The organism is Streptomyces sp. NPDC001604 (assembly GCF_042893475.1).
In the GTDB taxonomy this organism is placed as follows: Bacteria; Actinomycetota; Actinomycetes; order Streptomycetales; family Streptomycetaceae; genus Streptomyces.
Genome location: NZ_JBIAUY010000001.1, coordinates 1,095,665 through 1,116,716, shown reverse-complemented (window position 1 = coordinate 1,116,716; position 21,052 = coordinate 1,095,665). Strand labels below are relative to the sequence as shown.

The window sequence follows — 21,052 nt, the reverse complement described above, 5'->3', positions numbered from 1 at the left end:
CTCCTTCACGGTGCCCGTCCGCGGTCGCGGCGGCAGGTTGGCAGCCATCGTGCCATGGGGTGGTCGCCGAGGTACCGGCCGCGGTATGGGCTGCACACCTTCAATTGTCTGCGGGATAAGGGGCAGACTGATCGCATGGCTGATCAGTACGTGCAATCCGGCGAAGACAGCAGTCCGAGCGAGATACCGGCGATCCGCTGGGAGGAGCCACCAGAAGGGCCCGTACTGGTACTTCTCGACCAGACGAGATTGCCCGCCGAGGAAGTCGAGCGGGTTTGCACGGACGCGCCCGCGCTGGTGGAGGCGATCCGTTCGCTGGCTGTGCGTGGGGCGCCGCTGCTCGGCATCGCCGGAGCGTACGGTGTCGCGCTCGCCGCCGCGCGCGGCTTCGACGTGGACGAGGCCGCAACCGCGCTGGCGGGTGCCCGGCCCACTGCGGTGAACCTCGCTGTCGGTGTGCGCAGGGCTCAGAGTGCCTACCGGACCGAGTTCGCCAGGAGCGGCGATGCCGGGCAGGCCGCGGCGGCAGCGCTTGCCGCGGCCCGTCGGCTGCACAAGGAGGACGCCGAGGCCAGTGCCCGTATGGCCGAGTGCGGGCTGGCACTTCTGGACGAGCTGCTGCCCGGTGGCGGGCACCGGATCCTCACCCATTGCAACACCGGGGCGCTGGTGTCGGGCGGGGAGGGGACCGCCTTCGCGGTGGCGCTCGCGGCGCACCGAGCGGGGAGGTTGCGGCGGCTGTGGGTGGACGAGACGCGTCCGTTGCTGCAGGGCGCTCGCCTGACCGCTTATGAGGCGGCCCGCAGCGGCATGGCGTACACCTTGCTCACGGACAACGCGGCGGGCTCGCTGTTCGCGGCCGGCGAGGTGGACGCGGTGCTGATCGGGGCGGACCGCATTGCGGCCGACGGTTCGGTGGCGAACAAGGTCGGGAGCTATCCGCTCGCGGTGCTCGCGCGGTACCACCATGTGCCGTTCATCGTGGTGGCACCGCTGACGACAGTGGATCCGGAGACTCCCGACGGGGCCTCCATCGAGGTCGAGCAGCGGCCCGGCCATGAGGTGACGGAGGTCACCGCACCTCAGGTGCCGGTGGCAGGAGCGGAAGCGGGAGGCGGGGTTCCGGTGGCGCCCCTCGGGACCCAGGCGTACAACCCGGCGTTCGATGTGACGCCGCCCGAGCTGGTGACCGCGATCGTCACGGAAGCGGGTGCCGTCTCGCCCGTGACCGCTGAGGCTCTTGCGGAGATGTGTGCCAGGTCGCGCGAGGTGACGATCAGCTGAGGGGGAGCTCGGCTTGAGTGAGGTTGCCCGGTAGAGGTTCGAGGGCGGCAAAGAGTGCTTCCCCACTCGTCCGGCAGTGCGGGGATCGGGTGGGCATGCCACGTTCGTAGCGGTGTCGTAGCAGTCCGGCCGGGAGTCACTGGGCCGACCGTATGGTCAGCCTGCGCCTACCCTGGGTAGCTGACATCCGTGTCTGACATCGACGTCCCGGGACAGGGGCAGACAGTGACGGCCGGGTACGACTATCGTCACGGGCCAGTGACGCTGCTCACCTGCACCTTCGCCACCGTTATGAGAATGGGATGCTCCCAGCCTGATCAACGGAAACGGCCCCTCTGCCTGCGACGATGCGCGAGGCGAGGGGCCGTGACATCCAACGGCTACATCAAGCGGCGCTTTCCAGGTCGGTCCCGGCCTCCAGTTCCCGGATCCGCGCCGGTTGCCGGAGCAGGCGGTCGAGCTGGCCGACAGCTTCCACGACGTCCGGGTCCAGAGCCTCAGCGTAGATATCCATCGTCGTCGCGATCCGACTATGCCGCAAGATCGTCTTGACGATGCGAGGGTGCACCCGAAGATGGACCAGCAGCGTGCCGCACGACTTCCGGAGCCCCTTCGGGTTCATCTTGCTGAGCCCCTCCACCCTGATGATCCGCTGCAACACGATGTAGAGATGATCAGGTGTGAGCGGCCGACCGGTCCGCGTCACGAACACGTGACCGTCGGGGTCCTCGAACCACGGCCGTCCCTTGCTGAGTGCGCGCTCCCGCAACATGGCCGTGCGTATCCGGGTCCAACGCAACGGCGCGATGCACTGGGCAGGCAGAGGCAACGGCGCCTTGGACGTCTCGGTCTTGAGTTCGGCGTCGATCGTTCCGGCGCTGGCCCTTTGGTGCTGCTGTTCCACCCAGATGACCCGGTTGTCCAAGTCGATGTTCTCCCAGCGCAGCCCGCACACCTCAGCCCGGCGCAGCCCGAGGAGACAGAGCAGGAGGAACGTCGGGTAGTACGGGGTGAGACGCCGGGCAGCGGCCAGGAAGCGGAGCACGGTCACCGCATCCCAGCTCTTGCCGCTATCCGTGGTCGCCCGCACGTGAACGAGCTTGCTCACGTTCCGGGTCAGCCCGATGTCCTCGACCATCGCGGCCGTGAGAGCCGCCGAGAGGACCCGCAAGGCCCGCTTGGCGGTCTTGGCCCCCTCATCCTGCGCGAGCGCCTGTATGACCCCGCGAAGCTCCTTGACTCCGAGCTTCACCATGACCTTCGAGCCCAGACGCGGACGCAGATGATGCCGCACGGCAGTCTCGTACGCCCGGTAGCTGTTCGCTGCCAGGTTGGGTTCCACGATGATCGCCAACCAGTAGTCGAACCACTGACCCAAGGTCATGTCCCGCGTCGGAGTCGGGATGCCGCCGTTGGAACGGTCGATCAACTCACGGCGCTTCTGGTCGCATTCCTCGTAGGTCTTGCCGTAGGCGAACTTCCGCTTCATGGTGCCGTCCGGCTGCGGCACGTACACGGCTGCCTGGTAGCGGCCGTCAGCCCGCTTGGTGACTGTGCCCGACCCATTGGGGTTCCGCTTGCGTGGAGGCATCAGGCAGCCTCCTCAAGCTGGGCACGGATGTAGTCCTGAAGCGCACTCTCGGGGATGCGTCGGCACCGCCCCTCGGTGAAGGAGACAAGCCGCTTCGAGCGGATCAGGTCGTACACCTTGCTCCGTCCGTACTTCAACCGCGCCATGACCTCCGAAACGGTCAACAGCTCTACTGGGGCAGTCGTCATGCGGTTGCCCCTTCCAGAACGCCTTGGTCGTGGAGGGCTTCGCGGGCGGTTTCGCGGTTGAGCTGAAGGCCGCGGGCGATGGTGGCGGCGAGGGCCGATTCGCCGGGCGTGTGGCCGTGTCCGGCGTACTGCCAGTCGGCCAGGACCAGGACGGTGTCCGGCTCGCGCTCATCCAGGCCGAGGGCTTCGCGCTCTTGGGCGGCGCGGTAGTCGGCACGTGTCTGGCGGAGGGCGCCAAGGGTGGTCGAGTAGCGGCGGGACTTGGAACTGAAGTGACCGCGAAAGCCGAGCATGTGAGCCCAGCGGGCAAGGTGACGGTCGGGATAAAGCGGTTGCAGTTGCGCGCAGGCAGCCATGAGGCGGCGTGCATGATCGGGGACGTCCAGCCGGGCAAGGTCTTCGCCCAGGCCGTTGCCGTGGCAGGTGGCGCACTGACTGAGGGCTGAACCATCGCGGTCGTACACGCGAGATCGGCCCGTTCCCCGGCACGAGCGGCAGTAGACGGCCGTGTCAGGGGTGCCGGTGTTCTCCGCGGCTTTGGTGGCGTACTTGGCGACGTAGGAGGCGACGGCCTGTTCGGTCAGGTCCGATCCGTCCCCGAACGCCTTGACGGGGCGGACGTCGAGCTGTCGGCCCCACTGGAAGGTGCGGGCGGGCTGGTCCCCGGCGGCCGGGACCGAGACCGAGGTGTACGAGTGCCGGGCGGCGGCCCGGATCGCCTTGGTGAGCAGGTTGGTGCTGGCCCAGGAGGGCGGCGCCGACTCGGGGCCGTCCGGGCCATCGAGACGGATCACGGCATGGAAGTGGACGGCGCCCCGCTTCTGGAACTCAGCGACCTTGCCGTACGAGACCCGGCAGACCTCTTTGAGTTCACGCTGCGTGAGCCCGGCCCGCTTGGCGATCTCGCGGCGCAGCCGATTGGCGAAGCGCACCCACAGGTCGCCCGCGAGGTTGTTGAAGAGCACCGCGGCCGCGTAGTCGTACGTCGCCGGATCGAGGGCCGTGCCGAGGGCGGGGTCATCCTGTGCGTGGCGTGCCCCGCAGCGGCAAGTGCCGCGGTCGGGCCGGTTGTGAACCGGACCGAACGAGGGCGCTGTGAAGGTCGCGAAGACCCGCGGGTGATCCCGGACAGTGGCCGGGATGTCCTTGTCGGCGTCTCCGGCGAGTCCGGCGCGCATCAGGTGGTAGGTGTCTCCGGCGTAGGTCCAGGCGCAGGACGGGCAGCGGGAGGCCCGCCGGTTGCCGCAGGCGATGCGCAGGCGCTCGCCGGGCTCGTGCTCGGTGGTGTAGTGGTGCAGGGTCTTGCCGGTCGCTTTGTCCTTGTGCAGGACCCAGCCGGTCAGGTGGATCGGGTCGGCGCAGCCGCCCGTGCGCTTGATCTGGTCTTGCCAGCGCTCGAAGCCCTCAGACCCGGCCACCCTCAGCGCGTCGCCGAGGGTGATCGGGTCCAGGCCCGCGAAGGTCGCGGTGTCCATCAGGCGGCAACCTCCACATCCGCGGCGCTCAGGCGGGGACGCAGCGGCAGAGTGCCGGTGCCGTGGCAGTCCGGGCAGTCGACGGCGATGGTGGGCAGCTGGCCGGAGGCGTCGCGGGCGCCGGAGGATACGGCGGCGGCGCCGAAGCCGTCGCAGTCCGGGCAAATCCGCGCGTTGGCGATGGTGGCCGGGGTCGGGCCGGTCATGATGGAGGTTCCTTCCGGTTGAAAGATCGGGTAGGGACGGCGCCCGGAGCGGACGAGACTTGGCGGTTGAGGCCGCTCCGGGGGCCGGTCAGCGTCGCTTGGCTTCGGAGGCGAGCAGAGAGCGCAGGACGACCGCGACCACGGCCACGGACATGCCGGTGATGGCGACCGCGAGCAGCATCGAGACGAGGACGGCGCCGACGACCAGGACTACGGCAGTGCCGCCGCCGACGAGGGCGATCACGGTGCCGGGGGTGAGCTGGACGACTGGCCGGGACGGCGCCGGGGCCACCGGAACGGGCTGAGGCGGGGTCTGGGTGGCCGGGACGACGGCGGTGGGCTCGACGACGACGGGCGGGGAGACGACGCCGGTCGGGGTCGGCATGGTCGGGATCTTCGGGCGGAGCATGGTGAACTCCCTTCAGCAGTGGGCTACTTGGCGAATGGGTCGATGGCGGGGGCGAGCAGGCTGTTGGCGAGGAGGTAGCCGCCGATCAGCAGGACGATCACGAGCCAGAGGGGCGGGCGGAGGGTTTTGACGCCGACGACGGCGAGGCAGGCGATGAAGAACCACAGCGGCACGGACATGGCGTCACCTGTTCCGGTTCTCGTGCTTGCTCTTGATCTGGCAGCGGTGGCCCTTGGCCGCGATGCAGACGGCGCCGTAGCTGGTGTATTCGGCCGACCAGCCGCACTGATCAGAGGTGCAGGAGGCGATGAATCCCTTGTCGCCGCTCTTGGTCAGGGCGCGGCCGATCTCCACGGGGCCGTAGCGCACCAGGCGCTGGAAGAGGAAACCCATGGCTTCAAGTCCTTTCTGTGTCAGGCGAGTTGGGTGGCGATGGCGTCGGCTATGGCGGGCGGGACGCCGAGGCGGGCGCGCAGCGCACCGGGGTCGATCTCCTGGCCGGTGCGGGCGCGGTGCTCGTCGGCGACCTTGCGGGCGTGAGCGACCAGCGCGGGCGGAACCGGCACGGCCGGGGCCGCGGCGGGGGCAGGGGCGGGCAGGGCCGGGGTTTCCTCGGTCGTGAGGGCGGCGGAAGGCTCCGCGGCGGGGGTCGGCTCGGGTTCGATGTCGGGTGCGGGGGCCGGGGCTGCGGGCGCCGGCGGAACCGGCACCCGGTCCCCGGCCGGAGTCGGCGAGTGCGCGAGAAGGGTGCCGCCGAGGAAGGCGAGGGCGGGCCATCCGGCCACCCCGAGGCGGAGCAGGGCGGGCGGATTGGCCAGGTCAAGGAACCCGGCGGTGGCGACGTTGGCGCCGAGCGAGGCGACCAGCGCGACGAGGAACCAGCACCAGGCCAGCCGGGACGGGCCATCACTGCGGAGCCGACGCCACGCGGCCACGAGCAGCAGGTCAACGCTGATCGGGTAGGCCCAGGCCTTCCAGCCGGTCTGTCCGGCCGCGGCGGCAAGGTCATGCAGGTGGGCGAAGGACAAGGCTCCGGCGATCACAGCCTGAATCAGGACGGCGTCCGGGCGGATCGAGCGAGTCATGTCCTCACCTCCTTCAGGTGGGTTGGGCCAGGGCGGGGCGGGGAACGATGTCCGGCCGCCCCGTCCCAGCGGGGTTCAGTCGGTGGGGGCTTCGCCGGAGCCCCAGCAGGTCAGGCACAGACCCGCCTGCCGGTGGTCGGTGATGCGGCCCTTGCGGGCGCCGACCTTGACGGCTTCGGTGATCTCGCCGTTGCCGTCACAGTCCGGGCACTTCGCGGGTTCCGGCTTGGCCGGGGCCGTGCGGCGGCGGGTGGCGGGCTTCTTCGCGGCGGTCACGGCGTCCACCCCTCGCCGGGGTACTCCGGGCCGTCGGTGGGGTCGTAGCCGGGCGGGAAGGTGCCGGGCGGCGGCTCCGGCAGCGACGCGGCCAGGCACGGGCCGACGGCCTCGATGAAGTCCTGGTCAGCGCCGAAGGTGTCGGCGTAGAGGGCGAGTTGACCGAGCATGAAGACGGTGCGGGCGAAGTCCTCGCAGCGGGGGCACATGGCCGGTGATCTCCTTCTTCGGGCATGGCTCGGGTAGGGACCTGGCGCGAGACGGTCACGCCGACCGTGGAGCAGAGGGGTGATCAGGCGGCCGTGGCCACCGCGGGCGCCTCGACCGGCGCGAGATCCACCAGCGGGCGGAAGCGGGCCAGCTCCGGAAGATCCGGCGTCAGATCCGCGTACTTGTTGCAGGCGGTCACGGCCTCGCGCATCGAGGTATAGGCGGAGCGGATCCGGGTCCAGTCGCCGTTGGAGTAGCCGACCACGGCCATGCCGGGCCGGTCGTTGCGGATCTGCGTGGCCGCGAACACCGCATGCGGGGAGACGTCCCCGAACGCCATCTTCGAGCTGGACTCGTCGTTGACCCGGTGCGACATCCGCCCCGTCAACTGCGCGCGCAGCATGGTGATGCCATCGCCCAGTTCGGAGCCGAAGCGCTGCCCGTAGATGTCCACGAAGATCCCCGCGGCGCGGCCGAGCTGGGCCAGCCGAACCAAGGCGACCACGGCCCGTTCCCGGCGCTTCTTCTCCGCCGCGGTAGTGAACAGCGCCAGTTCCGCGATCTCGTCGATGGTGAGCACCACCGGCACCGGGCGCAGGTGCTCGGGCAGACCCCAGATGTCCGCGGTGATCTCCGCATCCGGGGTGTCCGCACTGATCCGCTGCTCCCGCCGGATGGTCTGGTAGGTCGCCTCCATACGTCGCACCAGGGCCTCAAGAAGGTCGGCGGCATCGTCGGCGTTGTCGGCCAGGGCCGAGAACCGGCGCGCCAGCGGAGCCAGCTCCACGCCGTTCTTGCAGTCGATCCCGACCAGGGCAACCCGCTGCGCGGCGAGTTCCTTGATGACCCGGCGCTGCGTGACCGACTTGCCCGAGCCGACCGCGCCCAGGGTGATCGAGTGCGGAACCTCGCGGTAGTCGCGGTAGTGGACCGAGCCGTCCTCGCGCAGCGCGATCGGGATACGCAGCATGCTGCGGTCGAGGCGGGCGGGCATCTGCACCCGCTTGAGGACGTCGTAGCCGGTCATAGCGATCTCAACGGTGCCCGGCTTGATCTCGCGTGAGGTGACCTGGTGGACGCCGAAGGCGTGCCGCAGCCGGTCGACCGCGGCCGAGTAGTCGAAGGCATCCTGACCCGGCCGCATCCGCACCCGCAGCCGCAGACCGGTACGCGTCGGCTTGATCCACAGCAGCCGGGGCACCCGCTGCTGCGGGGTGTCCCAGCCGAACCAGCGGGCCAGGGTGAGCCGGAACCGCGAGGCCGCCACCGTGAGGTCACAGGCGTCCATCACGGACGCGTACCGCAGCCGGACCTTGGCCGTGGCGAACAGGACACCGAAGGTCATCCAGTACCAGGCGGGGCGGCGCCACCGCAGCAGCAGCGCCAGCCCGGCCACGATCACCAGGGCGATCATTAACCACGTCATGACTCAGGCCGCCTTCGACTTCGAAGAAGCGTCGACGAGCGAGGTCACGGCGACCGCGCGGAAGGCGATGCCATGCCGCTTCTGGCCGTTGAACTCGTTCTCCCACGGCCGAGCGATCAAGCCGGTGAGCGCGACCGGCGTGCCCATCACCAGGTCGCCGGAGATACCCGGCTCGGGGACCGTGATCGTGAGGATTTCGACCTCGTCGTTCGCCGCGAACATCACGTCCACGGTCATCATCGTGGCGCCCGTGTCGGCGTCGGTGGCGATCTCGCCGGTACGGCGGTCCTTGACCTTGGGCTGCGGCGTCTTGGCGACCATCACGGTGGCGGTGGAGGTGTCGACGGGGATCTGACGCATGATGGAACTTCCCTTCGGGGACGAGGAGGGCGGCAGTCTGCTTGGCGGTAGAAGGGCCGCCCTCCAAGCTCTGTGGCTAACCAGCCACATGACATAGCTTGCTCTAGTGCACGCTAGAGCGCAAGGGGTGGTGCGCAATAGGCCGCACTATTTCGCTCTAGTGGATACGCTCGACGCATGACCGTTGCCGACCACGACCCGCGCCCAAAGAAGGTCCAGATCGCAGACAAGCTGCGCCGGGAGATCTCAACGCTCCCGAGCGGCCACCGGCTTGCGTCCCTGCGAGAGATGGCCAACCGGTTCGACGTCACGAGCGTCACCGTGAACAGCGCACTCCAGATCCTCATCGACGAGGGGTTGATCAAAGCCGTACCCACACGCGGGTACTTCGTCCAGTCGTCAACGGTCAGTGACGGCGAAGACGCGGAAGCTGGCCCCGTCAGTCGAGAAGAGATCAACGCTATCCACTCCGAGCTTCGGCAACTTGCCGCCCGCGTAGCCGAGTTGGAGAAGCAGTCCGACGGTGCGAGCGGCGTCTGACATGTACTCCACCGTGCGCTGAGAGTGAGACCTCAACCAGTGACAGGGGTGGTGTCACGAGGTGACAGCCTTGGTGTCACCCGCCTGTCACCCCCCGTGTCACCGGCTTATGAGATGCCAGACTCGAAGCAGACATCCCGACGGGAGGGCAGCACATGAGCGACGAACGACCGGCATGGGCGCGACGCATTGCGGCCGAGCGAGAGGCGCGGGGTTGGTCGCAGACGGAGGCTGTCGCGATCCTTCGAGCGCATGCCCCCCAAGAGCTTCCCGCAGGGCCAAGCATGATCCGGCAGTGGAAGCGGTGGGAGTCCGGCGAGGTCACCCCGAGCGACTTCTACAAGCCGATCATTGCGTCTGCCTTTGGCACCGTGACGCATGCGATCTTCCCTGTCACCGGACGCCGTGACGGAGATGCCGAGATCGCAACAGCGACGGGCATGCAGACCCTCGACATCATCAGCCGCATGCAGGCTTCCGACGTCGACAATGCCACGCTGGATGCTCTGAAGATCACGGCTGACCGGTTGTGCTCGGAGTACCCGTATCTTCCTAGCGATCAGCTCGCCATGGAAGGACGGGAGTGGCTCAGGCGCGTAGCCGGTCTTCAGTCCCAGCGCCTCACGCTGGCCCAGCACCGAGAAGTGTTGACGATCTCGGCATGGCTTGCACTGCTCGTCGGATGCGTTGAGTACGACATGGGCGATCGAGCAGCGGCAGAGAGCACACGCCGCGCTGTGCTGTCACTCGCCAACGAGGCCGAGAACACCGAAGTGGCTGGCTGGGCTCACGAGATGCGCGCGTGGTTCGCTCTGACCACGGGGGACTACCGCGGGATCATCGCTGCCTCGCAGACCGGAACCGAGATCGCCCCGAACCATGGCGTAGCCGTTCAGCTCGCCGCGCAGGAGGCCAAGGCGTGGGCCCGCCTCGGAGATCGCCGCAAGACTGAAGTGACGCTAGATCGCGGGCGCAAGTTGCTCGAAGCTATGCCCTACCCGGACAACCTTGATCACCACTTCGTGGTGGACCCCGCCAAGTTCGACTTCTATGCGATGGACTGCTACCGGCTGCTCGGCGAGGACGCTCTCGCTGAGACACTGGCCAACGAAGTGATTCGGGTGGGAACCGACTTCGACGGTACGGAGAAGTCGCCCATGCGAATGGCGGAGGCGAGGATCACTCTGGGGGTAGTCGCCGCACGGCAAGGTGACCTTGAACAGGCTGTGGACTACGGGGAGTGGGCCCTTAAGGGGGAGAGGAAGTCTCTGCCGTCGCTCCTCCTGGTCAGCCGGGAGTTGGCGTCGATCGTGAACCGCGACTTCTCGGATGCACCCACGGGCCGGGATTACCTCGACCACCTGAACGCGCTTAGCCGCGCGCACTAGTCGTGATCGCGGTGCGGTGGGAGTTTCCCTACTTCATCAAGGCTCGCTGCGCTCGCTCGACCAGCGGCCGACGGCGCTTGTCGATCTTCGGGCCGTAGGCTCCGCTCAGGCGCATCAACGGCCGCTCTGGCCCGCACACCACCGCCACCACGATCCGGCCTCTGGGATGGAAAAGATCAACGGCAGCTAGACCCCAAACGCCCCGTCTCAGGGGCCACGTCGTACCCCTTTCCACCCGGTTGCCTACAGAAGTAGGTCGGATCAAACCGAGGGCCGCGCCAAGCGCGGCGGCGCCGGTCGGTCGCCGCCGCGCCGCCTCCATGTCTCCGCCACCGGCGCACGCCGCCGCCCGCCCGTCGCCGCACGCAGCGGCCAAAACCCAACACGGGCACGGGGGCGAGCGATGAGCCCCAACGGTGCAGGTCAAAGACGCTTTGTTTACCGAAAGAGGCCGGATCGTGGTGGCGGCGGTATGCCGGCCGACGCTGCCAGATGCGCGGGCGTTCGAGCGGCCCGCTGATCCCGCACCAGGCCACCGGTCGGACGGCGGACGCGGCCATGCACGCGAAGAACGCCCACACAGCCCGACCTCGGGCCAGCGCAGGCCCCCACGATCCGCAGCGGGCAAGCATCCCCCGGCATGCGACCGCCATAGACGCAAGCCACCTGACGATGGCGCGAAGGGCGAAGGTGGGGGGTGGGGGGGTGAGTGGGGGCTGGGGCGGTCGGCTCCGCGACTTTAGCCAGCCACTTTGGGGGGAGCCTCGAAGATCATGGCCCCAACGTCGTGCTTTAACGGGCAGGTCCACAGACTGCCCGACGCGCCGGAAGCTTACGGGGCCATGATCACTCCCCCCAAAGCAGCTCCCGGCCAAAGTCGCTCCGCCGACCTCGTGGTCATGCTCGCGGAGCCACCTGGTTAGCCCACTCGCCTGACATCCATGGCTGACATCAGTGACATCTAATCTGACATCAACGGCAGCGGACGAGGGCAGACAGTGACGGCGCAGTACGACTAAGGTCACTGGTCAGTGAGTCTGCTCACCTGCACCTTCGCCACCGTTATGAGAATGGGATGATGTCGTTTATGAAGGGACGAGTCCTTGTCGTCGACGACGACACGGCACTGGCCGAGATGCTCGGCATCGTGCTGCGTGGTGAAGGTTTTGAGCCGTCTTTTGTAGCCGACGGCGACAAGGCGCTGGCCGCATTCCGTGAGAGCAAACCCGACCTGGTGCTGCTCGACCTGATGCTGCCCGGGCGGGACGGCATCGAGGTGTGCCGCCTGATCAGGGCGGAGTCGGGCGTGCCGATCGTGATGCTCACGGCCAAGAGCGACACCGTCGACGTGGTGGTCGGGCTGGAGTCGGGTGCCGACGACTACATCGTGAAGCCGTTCAAGCCGAAGGAGCTGGTCGCCCGGATCCGGGCGAGGCTGCGGAGGTCGGAGGAGCCCGCGCCGGAACAGCTGGCCATAGGTGACCTCGTCATCGACGTGGCCGGTCACTCCGTGAAGCGGGACGGGCAGTCGATCGCGTTGACGCCGCTGGAGTTCGATCTGCTGGTGGCGCTGGCGCGCAAGCCGTGGCAGGTGTTCACGCGTGAGGTGCTGCTCGAGCAGGTGTGGGGATACCGGCACGCCGCGGACACCCGGCTTGTGAATGTTCACGTGCAGCGGCTGCGCTCCAAGGTCGAGAAGGACCCGGAGCGGCCGGAGATCGTGGTGACTGTCAGGGGCGTCGGTTACAAGGCAGGGCCCAGCTGACATGTCCGGTGACAGTGCCGCTTCGGCGCCGGGGCCGGACAGGGTCGGCGCGGGACGGCCTGTCGGCCGGAAGACGACAGGATCGCGCTGGGGCCGGCTGCTGGAGGGCGGGCTGCTGCAGGGCGGCGTCCAGGGCAGCCCGGTGCTCCGCTTGTTCATGCGCTGGGTCCGTCGGCCGTTGCTGCCCGTCATGCGGCTGTGGCGGCGGAACATCCAGCTCAAGGTCGTCGCCACCACGCTGCTGATGTCCTTGGGCGTGGTGCTGCTGCTCGGATTCGTCGTCATCGGTCAGGTGCGCAACGGGCTGCTGGACGCCAAGGTGAAGGCCTCGCAGAGTCAGGCCACCGGTGGGTTCGCCGTGGCCAAGCAGAAGGCCGACGAGGCGGCGACCGTGACCAGCGACGACGGTACGGCGGGGGACGGACGCCAGTCGCAGAACCTCACCTCGTGGATGAGTGACCTCGTGGAGTCCCTGTCCAGCGGTGGACAGGGTGCCTTCGACGTGGTGACGCTGCCCGCGGGCGACGACAACAGCGGCGGCGGGCGCGGACCGCGTGCCTCCGGGTACGTCGATCCGACGGCCAGCGTGCCCGAGGACCTGCGCGCGCGGATCAACGACGACACGGCGGCCGCCCAGAGCTACACCCGCATCCTGTACAGCAACAACAAGGAGTCGCAGCCGGCGCTCGTCATCGGCAAGCAGGTCAACGACCCCAACGGCGAGCCGTACCAGCTCTACTACCTCTTCCCGCTCACCCAGGAGGAGAAGTCACTGAGCCTGGTCAAGGGCACGCTGGCGACCGCGGGACTCTTCGTCGTCGTACTGCTCGGGGCCATCGCCTGGCTGGTGGTACGGCAGGTCGTCACGCCCGTGCGCATGGCCGCCGGGATCGCCGAGCGGCTGTCCGCCGGGCGGCTGCAGGAACGTATGAAGGTCACCGGTGAGGACGACATCGCCCGCCTCGGCGAGGCCTTCAACAAGATGGCGCAGAACCTGCAGTTGAAGATCCAGCAGCTGGAGGACCTGTCGCGGATGCAGCGGCGGTTCGTGTCGGACGTGTCGCACGAGCTGCGGACGCCGCTGACGACCGTACGGATGGCGGCGGACGTCATCCACGAGGCGCGGGAGGACTTCGATCCGGTGACCGCGCGCTCGGCGGAGCTGCTCGCCGACCAGCTCGACCGGTTCGAGTCGCTGCTCGCGGACCTGCTGGAGATCAGCCGGTTCGACGCCGGCGCGGCGGCGCTGGAGGCGGAGCCGATAGACCTCAGGGAGGTCGTACGGCGCGTCGTCAGCGGGGCCGAGCCGCTTGCCGAGCGCAAGGGCACGCACATACGTGTGCTGGGCGACCAGCAGCCCGTCGTCGCCGAGGCGGACGCGCGGCGCGTGGAGCGGGTGCTGCGCAACCTCGTCGTCAACGCCGTGGAGCACGGCGAGGGCAAGGACGTCCTCGTCAAGCTCGCCTCGGCCGGAGGAGCGGTCGCCGTCGCGGTGCGCGACTACGGCGTCGGGCTCAAGCCCGGTGAGGCCACGCGCGTGTTCAGCCGCTTCTGGCGGGCCGACCCGGCACGCGCGCGTACGACCGGTGGTACGGGTCTGGGGCTGTCCATCGCCCTGGAGGACGCCCGGCTGCACGGTGGCTGGCTGCAGGCCTGGGGGGAGCCCGGCGGAGGATCGCAGTTCCGGCTGACGCTGCCGCGGACCGCGGACGAGCCGCTGCGGGGCTCGCCGATACCCCTGGAGCCCAAGGACTCGCGGCGCAACCGAGGACTCAACGACGCCGGGCTGCCGCGCGGTGACAAAGCCGCCACGGTGCCTGCGCAGCCGGTCGCGGACCAGATACCGCCCAGGGCTCCCAGGCTGGGCGGTGCGGCCGCCACAGCCGACCCGACGGCACTGCCCGGGAACGGCGCGCGCGTGGTGCCCCGTCCGACTTCCGGAGCCAGGCGGCAGGACGAGACGCCCGGTGAGGACGGGGCCGTGACCTCGAGCCGCCCGGACACCGGGCCGGAGGAGTCGAAGAAACAAGGGGAGGCATTTCGTGGGCGCTGACCGCGAGGGGGGCGCCAGGCGCAGATCGATGCGCGCGGCGGCGTACGCAGCCTGTGGTGCCGTACTGCTGGCGGGATGCGCCTCGATGCCCGACAGCGGCGACCTGAGCGGTGTCGACTCCACACCGCGGCAGGACACGCAGGTGCGGGTCTTCGCCATGCCGCCCCAGGAGGACGCCCAGCCCTCGGACATCGTCTCCGGTTTTCTCGAGGCGCTGACCAGCGACGATCCGAACTATTCGACGGCGCGGCAGTACCTGACCAAGACGGCGTCACAGACATGGAAACCGGGGCAGTCCAGCACGGTCCTCGCCAACGGGCCCGGCATCGACCCCAACCGTCTGGGCAGCCGGGAGGGTGCCGACGACCTCTCGTTCACCCTGACCGGCACGCGGGTCGCGAACGTGGACGAGCAGCAGGCGTACTCGCCCGCCGAGGGGCCCTATGACGCGCCGGTGCATCTCACGCGCGACAAGAAGACCAAACAGTGGCGCATCGACAGGCTGCCGCAGGGCATCGTCATGGGTAAGTCGGACTTCCAGCGCAACTACATGTCCGTCAACAAGTACTACTTCGCCTCGAACGCCGCGGCCGGGAGCACGGCACAGCCGTCGGCCGTCGCCGATCCCGTGTACGTACGCCGGCGCGTGGACCCCATGACGCAGATGGTCCGCTCACTGCTCAACGGGCCCACGAACTGGCTCGAGCACGTGGTGCGGACGAGTTTCCCGAAGGGTACGGCCTTGAAGGACGGCGTCACCGCGCTGACGCCCGACGACCAGAACACGCTGACCGTGCCGCTGAACGAGAAAGCCCGCCGGGTCGGCCAGGGCCAGTGCAACGAGATGGCCGCCCAGCTCCTGTTCACCGTGCAGGACCTCACCCCCGCGGTGGACCAGGTCGAGTTGCAGTCCGGCAACTCGCGGCTGTGCTCGCTCCGCGAGGCCGATGCCGCCACCGCGCGCGGCTCGGCGCAGCAGCCCGGCTACCTGTACTTCATCGACAGCAAGAATCGGCTCGTACGGATGGGAACCGGCAACAACCCCAGCCCCAAGGCCGAACCGGTGGCCGGGGCGCTCGGCGAGGGCGAGAAGGAGCTGCGCTCGGTCGCCGTGTCGCACGACGAGGACAAAGCGGCTGCTGTCTCCGGCGACGGCAAGGAGTTGTACGTCGCGTCGCTGGTGTCCGGCGATTCGCTCGGCACCCCCGTGCTGACCAGCCACGCCAAGTCGGATCAGGACCGGCTGACGGCACCCAGCTGGGATGTCCACGGCGACCTCTGGGTGGCCGACCGGGACCCCGGCAATCCCCGGCTGCTCCTGCTGGAACAGGGCAGGGGCGCACCGCTCACGGTGAAGATCCCGGAGCTGGACGGCCGGATCAAGGACGTCCGGGTGGCCGCCGACGGCGTGCGCATAGCGCTCGTGGTGGCGAAGGGCAGCACGAAGTCCCTGCTCATCGGGCGGATCGAACGGCGGCAGGAAGCCGCGCAGGGTCGGCCCACGGTCTCGGTGCTCGGACTGCACACCGCCACACCGGAGTTGCAGGACGTCACGGCCATGTCGTGGGCCGGGGACAGCCGGCTCGTGGTGGTCGGGCGTGAACAGGGCGGACTGCAGACCATGCGGTACGCGCAGGTCGACGGGTCCACACCCGAGGGACCGGCACCCGCGGCCCTGTCCGGGATCAAGGAGATCACCGGGGCCGAGTCCGACCGGCTGCCGTTGGTGGCCGGCTCGGAGGACGGGATCGTACGACTGCCGTCCGGCGGCCAGTGGCAGAAGGTCACGGACGGGGTGGCGCCGGTCTATCCGGGGTGACGCGGTCGGGCGCGGGAGCAGGCGAGGTTGCCTTGAGGGTGGCCGTTCGGGCCGCGTCAAAGGGGCGGTTCGCGCCCGATACGACTTGTCCACAGGGAGTTGTCCACAGGGCTGGCCGGGGAGCTCGGGTGTTGGCAGAGTGGTGGGCATGCGGGGGTGGTGGCAGGACCTCACCGACCTGGTGCTGCCGGCCGAGTGCGGAGGCTGCGGAAGGCCTCGCACGGTGCTCTGCCCGGAGTGCCGTGCCGTCCTGAGCGGGACCGCACCGAGCCGGGTGCGACCGGTGCCGGAGCCGCCCGGGCTGCCCGTGGTGCACGCGGCCGCCCGGTACACCGACGAGGTGCGGGCCACGCTGCTGGCCCACAAGGAACGGGGCGCGCTGGCCCTCGCAGCTCCGCTCGGCACGGCACTGGCAGGTGCCGTGCAGGCGGCGCTCAGGGAGGCGGCCGGCCCTGCGGCTGCGGGCGGTGGAGTGCCCGTGCTGCTCGTTCCCGTTCCGTCCGCTCGTGCGGCGGTGCGGGCGCGTGGCCACGACCCGGCTCGGCGGATCGCGCTCGCGGCGGCGGGCGAACTGCGGCGGACCGGAACCGCTGCCCGAGTCCTCGCCGTGCTGCGGCAGCGGCGCGCCGTGGCCGACCAGTCGGGTCTCAACTCCCAACAACGGCTGGACAATCTCGCGGGCGCCCTGGCGGTGGCTCCCGGCGCAGACCGGCTGCTGCGCGGCGGTTCGGTCGTGCTCGTCGACGACCTGATGACCACCGGCGCGTCCCTGGCCGAAGCGGCGCGGGCCGTGCGGGCGGCGACGGAGCCGGAAGAAACGGCGGCCGCCTGCGGGAGGAGAGAACAACGGGCGGTTGCGCAACGGCAGTTCTCGGGGCTGGTTTCGTACGGCGAAGCAACTCCGGCCGTGTACACGGCGGCCGTTCGGGAAGGCACAGGAGAACAGATCGCCGGCTCGGCGGTCGGGTCGCCCGGTCGTATGCACTCAGTGCCAGGAATGGCGGGTGCGGGCGGCGCAGGTGACGTCATCTGCGCAGCCGTGGTCGCAGCGCCCCCAGATTCTTTCGGAATAAACCGGAACTGACTGCCAACTTGCATCGTTGCAGGTAATGAGAGGGTCAATTCACCTGAACGGAGGTACGGCTCGGTAGAGGGTGACGACATCCGTCCGGGCGAGATATGTTCGGTTGTGAGAGAAAGGCGCAGGCCATCGCTCTCGTACCCGAATGCCGTGCTGCGGGTTTTTCACAATCACCCGTCGCGGTGGAGTGGAGATCTTGTCCGCGGGGGAGGAGGTGGAAGTCACCGAGTCCGTAGGTTCCGGAGCTCGCCGGAACCTGGTGCAAAAGGGAGATGCTCCGCCAGTGGAGCGGAGTGATCCGGGAACGGAGTTCTGCGTGGACATCGTCGTCAAGGGCCGCAAGACCGAGGTGCCCGAGCGGTTCCGCAAGCACGTGGCCGAGAAGCTGAAGCTGGAGAAGATCCAGAAGCTCGACGGCAAGGTGATCAGCCTCGACGTCGAGGTGTCCAAGGAGCCCAACCCCCGACAGGCCGACCGTTGTGACCGAGTGGAGATCACGCTCCGCTCCCGCGGTCCGGTGATCCGGGCGGAGGCAGCGGCCAGCGACCCCTACGCGGCGCTGGACCTGGCAGCGGAGAAGCTGGATGCCCGGCTGCGCAAGCAGCACGACAAGCGGTTCTCTCGCCGCGGCGCGCGCAGGATCTCGGCCGCCGAGGTCCCCGACCACGTTCCGGGCGCGGCGACGCTCAACGGGAACGGCCACCCCGTGCACGAGGAAGACCAGGACGGTGTGCCCACCAAGAAGATCGGCTCACTGGAGGTCAAGGGCGAAGGCCCCCTCATCGTCCGCGAGAAGACCCACGTCGCCTCCCCCATGACCCTCGACCAGGCCCTCTACGAGATGGAACTGGTCGGACACGACTTCTATCTGTTCGTCGACTCCGAGACGAAGGAACCCAGCGTCGTCTACCGGCGGCACGCCTACGACTACGGCGTCATCCACCTCAGCACCGACCCGATGGTTGCCCAGGCGCAGTCTCCCGCGCCCGGCGGCACCCTGGGCGGCTGACCCGCACGGCTGACGGCTGAGCCGGTGCCCCTGGAGCGCCTGTGCGCCCCCAGGGGCATCGGTGTGCGACCCCTTCACGAGCAGCTCTGTCACCGCGTTGTCGCCCGGGCATGGAATCATGGCGGCAATGGCCCAACCGGTGGGTCATTGCCTTGGGTTGGCGATGGCACAGCACCACAGGCCACAGCCTTCAGGGGGAGGAACGATGGCGGACAGCTTCGGACCGATGCGTGACGAGGATGCCGACGGCGGCGTCGTCGGCATGGGCCCGGAGGCGGGCTCTCCACGCAAGGAGCCGATCAGAGTCCTTGTCGTGGACGACCACGCCCTCTTCCGCCGGGGCCTGGAGATCGTGCTCGCGGCCGAGGAGGACATCCAGGTCGTCGGGGAGGCCGGGGACGGTGCGGAGGCCGTCGACAAGGCGGCCGACCTGCTGCCGGACATCGTCCTGATGGATGTACGGATGCCGAAGCGGGGCGGGATCGAGGCCTGCACCTCCATCAAGGAGGTCGCCCCCAGCGCCAAGATCATCATGCTGACGATCAGCGACGAGGAAGCCGACCTCTACGACGCGATCAAGGCGGGTGCGACCGGTTATCTCCTCAAGGAGATCTCCACGGACGAGGTGGCCACCGCCATTCGCGCGGTCGCCGACGGGCAGTCCCAGATCAGCCCCTCCATGGCGTCGAAGCTGCTCACCGAGTTCAAGTCGATGATCCAGCGGACCGACGAGCGCCGGCTGGTGCCCGCGCCGCGGCTGACGGACCGCGAGCTGGAGGTCCTCAAACTCGTCGCCACCGGGATGAACAACCGGGACATCGCCAAGGAGCTGTTCATCTCCGAGAACACCGTGAAGAACCACGTCCGCAACATCCTGGAGAAGCTGCAGCTGCACTCCAGGATGGAAGCGGTGGTGTACGCGATGCGGGAGAAGATCCTCGAGATCCGCTGACGGGCCGGCTGCCCCCTGGTCAGCGCATTGCCGCGACTAGTGCCCGGCTCACCTCCTTGGTGAGCGGCTTGTGCAGCTCCGGGGCGTCCACGCGCTCCACTCGTACGCTGGTGCAGTTCACCCAGCCGGCTGCCTCGACCAGCGCCTCCGCCACGGCCGGGACCGCCTTGGGGCCGTCCAGGGTGACCTGCTTGGCGACCAGGGTGGCGCCGTCCCGGGCCGGGTCCACCCGGCCGACGAGGCGGCCGCCGGCGAGGACCGGCATCGCGAAGTAGCCGTAGATCCGCTTCGGCTTCGGCACGTAGGCCTCCAGGCGGTGGGTGAAGCCGAAGATCCGCTCCGTGCGTGCCCTCTCCCAGATCAGGGAGTCGAAGGGGGACAGGAGCGTGGTGCGGTGGCGGCCGCGCGGCGGCGTGTCCAGGGCGGCCGGGTCGGCCCAGGCGGGTTTGGACCAGCCCTCGACCGTGACCGGGACCAGGCCCGAATCGGCGATCACCGCGTCGACCTGCTCGCCCTTGAGGCGGTGGTAGTCGGCGATGTCCGCGCGCGTGCCGACGCCCAGGGACTGGCCCGCCAGGCGGACCAGACGGCGAAGGCACTCCGTGTCATCCAGCTCGTCGTGCAGCAGCGCGTCCGGGATCGCGCGCTCGGCGAGGTCGTACACCCGCTTCCAGCCGCGGCGCTCCACGCACACCACCTCCCCGTACATCAGAGCGCGCTCCACGGCGACCTTGGCGCCGGACCAGTCCCACCACTCACTGGTGCGCTTCGCGCCGCCCAACTCCGTCGCCGTAAGAGGGCCTTCGGCTCGGAGCTGCTTGATGACCTGGTCGTAGGTGCCGTCGGGGAGGTCGTGGTTCCAGTGCGGGCGGCTTCGGTATGCGCGGCGGCGGAAGGCGAAGTGGGGCCACTCCTCGACGGGGAGGATGCACGCGGCGTGCGACCAGTACTCGAAGGCGTGCGGGGCGGCGGACGGCGCCTTCCAGTACGCGTCCTCCACCTTTCCGCGGCCCACCGGACCGAGGCGGGCGTACGCGATGAGCTCGTGAGAACGCGCCAGCACCGAGATCGTGTCCAGCTGGACCGCGCCGAGATGGCGCAGGACACCGCGGACGCCGGCTCTGCGGTCGGGTGCGCCGAGAAAGCCCTGGGCGCGGAGGGCGATGCGGCGGGCTTCGTCTGCCGAGAGTTCGGTTTCGGGGCGCGGGGACGTCATGGTCGGCACGATAGACGGCGGCACTGACAACACGGGATGAACTGCGAATTCATCACTGGACGCCCGATGTTGAGGCGGGTGCGGGGAGATACGGCGCCGTCGAGGCCAGCCCCAGGTCCGAGGGCAGCAGGGCACCCACCCAGGAGTCCCGGCGCACGCCCCGGTGGATGATCGCGGAGCGCAGGACGCCCTCGATGACGAAGCCGGCGCGCTCCGCCACCGCTCGGGAGGCGTCGTTGCCGACTTCCGCACGCCATTCCACGCGGTCCACCGACAGTTGGGTGAAGGCCCAGCGGGAGACCTCGACGACGGCCTCGGTGACATAGCCGTTGCCGCGGTGCTCCTTCGTGGCCCAGAAGCCGATCTCGGCCATGCTCAGAGAATGCATGGTGAGGCTGAGCATGCCCACGAGTTCCTCCCCTTCGGGGAGGAACAGAGCGAAGGTGAGTATGGAACCGTTCGCCCACCCCTTCGGGGCGAGTTCCTCGGTGAAAGTCCGCGCGTGCTCGGCGAGGTAGGGCGAGGGAATCGTCGTCCAGCGCTGGATGTCGGGATCCTGGGCCGCGGCGTACACCGCGTCGGTGTCCTCGGGGCCGACCGTGCGCAGGAGCAGCCGGGAGGTCATGAGCGTGACGGGTTCCATCGGCTGATTCTCCTCGCAGGCCCGACACGGACGCCATCCTTTTGCCGTGCGTGAGCGCGTGATCACAATTCGCGCA

23 protein-coding genes are annotated in these 21,052 nt (G+C 69.1%); 9 read left to right on the top strand and 14 right to left on the bottom strand.

All coding sequences use genetic code 11. From position 1 onward, the window contains the following. Window positions 1-135: 135 nt before the first annotated feature. Window positions 136-1,284: an S-methyl-5-thioribose-1-phosphate isomerase gene (gene mtnA / locus ACFY1E_RS05120; protein ID WP_389071520.1), complete on the top strand. Its 1,149-nt coding sequence runs from the start codon at window positions 136-138 to the stop codon at window positions 1,282-1,284. A 385-nt stretch (window positions 1,285-1,669) separates the two neighbouring features. Here mtnA and ACFY1E_RS05115 read toward each other — a convergent pair whose 3' ends face one another. From ACFY1E_RS05115 to ACFY1E_RS05060, 12 genes are all read right to left on the bottom strand, one after another. After that, window positions 1,670-2,875: a tyrosine-type recombinase/integrase gene (locus tag ACFY1E_RS05115; protein ID WP_389071518.1), complete on the bottom strand. Its 1,206-nt coding sequence runs from the start codon at window positions 2,873-2,875 to the stop codon at window positions 1,670-1,672. After that, a complete protein-coding gene (locus ACFY1E_RS05110) occupies window positions 2,875-3,063 on the bottom strand; it encodes a helix-turn-helix domain-containing protein (protein ID WP_389071516.1) in 189 nt (62 codons plus the stop codon). Before ACFY1E_RS05110 ends, ACFY1E_RS05115 begins: the two co-directional genes overlap by 1 nt. Then, window positions 3,060-4,538, bottom strand: coding sequence for a replication initiator (locus ACFY1E_RS05105; RefSeq protein WP_389071513.1), 1,479 nt, complete (start codon window positions 4,536-4,538; stop codon window positions 3,060-3,062). Before ACFY1E_RS05105 ends, ACFY1E_RS05110 begins: the two co-directional genes overlap by 4 nt. After that, window positions 4,538-4,744 carry a hypothetical protein gene (locus ACFY1E_RS05100; protein WP_389071510.1) on the bottom strand — a complete coding sequence of 69 codons (207 nt, stop codon included), beginning with the start codon at window positions 4,742-4,744 and terminating at the stop codon, window positions 4,538-4,540. Before ACFY1E_RS05100 ends, ACFY1E_RS05105 begins: the two co-directional genes overlap by 1 nt. Before the next feature lie 88 nt (window positions 4,745-4,832). After that, a complete protein-coding gene (locus ACFY1E_RS05095) occupies window positions 4,833-5,153 on the bottom strand; it encodes a SpdD-like protein (RefSeq protein WP_389071508.1) in 321 nt (106 codons plus the stop codon). A gap of 23 nt (window positions 5,154-5,176) precedes the next feature. Further along, on the bottom strand, window positions 5,177-5,332 hold the full coding sequence (locus ACFY1E_RS05090; protein WP_389071506.1) for a hypothetical protein: 156 nt from the start codon (window positions 5,330-5,332) through the stop codon (window positions 5,177-5,179). Window positions 5,333-5,336: 4 nt separating this feature from the next. Then, on the bottom strand, window positions 5,337-5,546 hold the full coding sequence (locus ACFY1E_RS05085) for a mobile element transfer protein (protein ID WP_389071504.1): 210 nt from the start codon (window positions 5,544-5,546) through the stop codon (window positions 5,337-5,339). A gap of 20 nt (window positions 5,547-5,566) precedes the next feature. Then, a complete protein-coding gene (locus ACFY1E_RS05080; protein ID WP_389071501.1) occupies window positions 5,567-6,238 on the bottom strand; it encodes a DUF2637 domain-containing protein in 672 nt (223 codons plus the stop codon). 75 nt (window positions 6,239-6,313) lie between these two features. Beyond that, window positions 6,314-6,514: a hypothetical protein gene (locus ACFY1E_RS05075; RefSeq protein WP_389071499.1), complete on the bottom strand. Its 201-nt coding sequence runs from the start codon at window positions 6,512-6,514 to the stop codon at window positions 6,314-6,316. Next, window positions 6,511-6,723: a hypothetical protein gene (locus ACFY1E_RS05070; RefSeq protein ID WP_389071496.1), complete on the bottom strand. Its 213-nt coding sequence runs from the start codon at window positions 6,721-6,723 to the stop codon at window positions 6,511-6,513. The genes ACFY1E_RS05075 and ACFY1E_RS05070 overlap by 4 nt, the downstream gene beginning before the upstream one ends. Window positions 6,724-6,806: 83 nt before the next feature. Then, window positions 6,807-8,150, bottom strand: coding sequence for an FtsK/SpoIIIE domain-containing protein (locus ACFY1E_RS05065; protein WP_389071493.1), 1,344 nt, complete (start codon window positions 8,148-8,150; stop codon window positions 6,807-6,809). A 3-nt stretch (window positions 8,151-8,153) separates the two neighbouring features. Further along, window positions 8,154-8,510 (bottom strand): hypothetical protein, encoded by a 357-nt coding sequence (locus ACFY1E_RS05060; RefSeq protein WP_389071491.1) that lies wholly within the window; start codon window positions 8,508-8,510, stop codon window positions 8,154-8,156. A 177-nt stretch (window positions 8,511-8,687) separates the two neighbouring features. Between ACFY1E_RS05060 and ACFY1E_RS05055 the strand changes: the two genes are divergently transcribed. From ACFY1E_RS05055 to ACFY1E_RS05020, 8 genes are all read left to right on the top strand, one after another. Further along, the gene (locus tag ACFY1E_RS05055; protein ID WP_389071489.1) at window positions 8,688-9,050 is read left to right on the top strand and encodes a winged helix-turn-helix domain-containing protein; all 363 of its coding nucleotides are present in this window, start codon (window positions 8,688-8,690) and stop codon (window positions 9,048-9,050) included. A gap of 155 nt (window positions 9,051-9,205) precedes the next feature. Beyond that, window positions 9,206-10,438: a multiprotein-bridging factor 1 family protein gene (locus ACFY1E_RS05050; protein ID WP_389071486.1), complete on the top strand. Its 1,233-nt coding sequence runs from the start codon at window positions 9,206-9,208 to the stop codon at window positions 10,436-10,438. A gap of 1,075 nt (window positions 10,439-11,513) precedes the next feature. After that, a complete protein-coding gene (gene mtrA / locus ACFY1E_RS05045; RefSeq protein WP_187284748.1) occupies window positions 11,514-12,203 on the top strand; it encodes a two-component system response regulator MtrA in 690 nt (229 codons plus the stop codon). 1 nt (window position 12,204) lies between these two features. Next, a complete protein-coding gene (gene mtrB / locus ACFY1E_RS05040) occupies window positions 12,205-14,256 on the top strand; it encodes an MtrAB system histidine kinase MtrB (RefSeq protein ID WP_389071484.1) in 2,052 nt (683 codons plus the stop codon). After that, the gene (locus tag ACFY1E_RS05035) at window positions 14,246-16,075 is read left to right on the top strand and encodes an LpqB family beta-propeller domain-containing protein (RefSeq protein ID WP_389071481.1); all 1,830 of its coding nucleotides are present in this window, start codon (window positions 14,246-14,248) and stop codon (window positions 16,073-16,075) included. Before mtrB ends, ACFY1E_RS05035 begins: the two co-directional genes overlap by 11 nt. Before the next feature lie 148 nt (window positions 16,076-16,223). Beyond that, window positions 16,224-17,159 (top strand): ComF family protein, encoded by a 936-nt coding sequence (locus ACFY1E_RS05030; protein WP_389071478.1) that lies wholly within the window; start codon window positions 16,224-16,226, stop codon window positions 17,157-17,159. 313 nt (window positions 17,160-17,472) lie between these two features. Then, a complete protein-coding gene (gene hpf / locus ACFY1E_RS05025; protein ID WP_260326615.1) occupies window positions 17,473-18,165 on the top strand; it encodes a ribosome hibernation-promoting factor, HPF/YfiA family in 693 nt (230 codons plus the stop codon). A 205-nt stretch (window positions 18,166-18,370) separates the two neighbouring features. Further along, window positions 18,371-19,117 carry a response regulator transcription factor gene (locus tag ACFY1E_RS05020; RefSeq protein WP_152790099.1) on the top strand — a complete coding sequence of 249 codons (747 nt, stop codon included), beginning with the start codon at window positions 18,371-18,373 and terminating at the stop codon, window positions 19,115-19,117. Window positions 19,118-19,136: 19 nt separating this feature from the next. Here the strand turns inward: ACFY1E_RS05020 and ACFY1E_RS05015 are convergent, their stop codons facing one another. Together ACFY1E_RS05015 and ACFY1E_RS05010 are read right to left on the bottom strand one after the other, a co-directional pair. Beyond that, on the bottom strand, window positions 19,137-20,333 hold the full coding sequence (locus tag ACFY1E_RS05015; protein WP_389071475.1) for a winged helix-turn-helix domain-containing protein: 1,197 nt from the start codon (window positions 20,331-20,333) through the stop codon (window positions 19,137-19,139). A gap of 52 nt (window positions 20,334-20,385) precedes the next feature. Beyond that, window positions 20,386-20,976: a GNAT family N-acetyltransferase gene (locus ACFY1E_RS05010; protein WP_389071472.1), complete on the bottom strand. Its 591-nt coding sequence runs from the start codon at window positions 20,974-20,976 to the stop codon at window positions 20,386-20,388. Window positions 20,977-21,052: the final 76 nt, after the last annotated feature.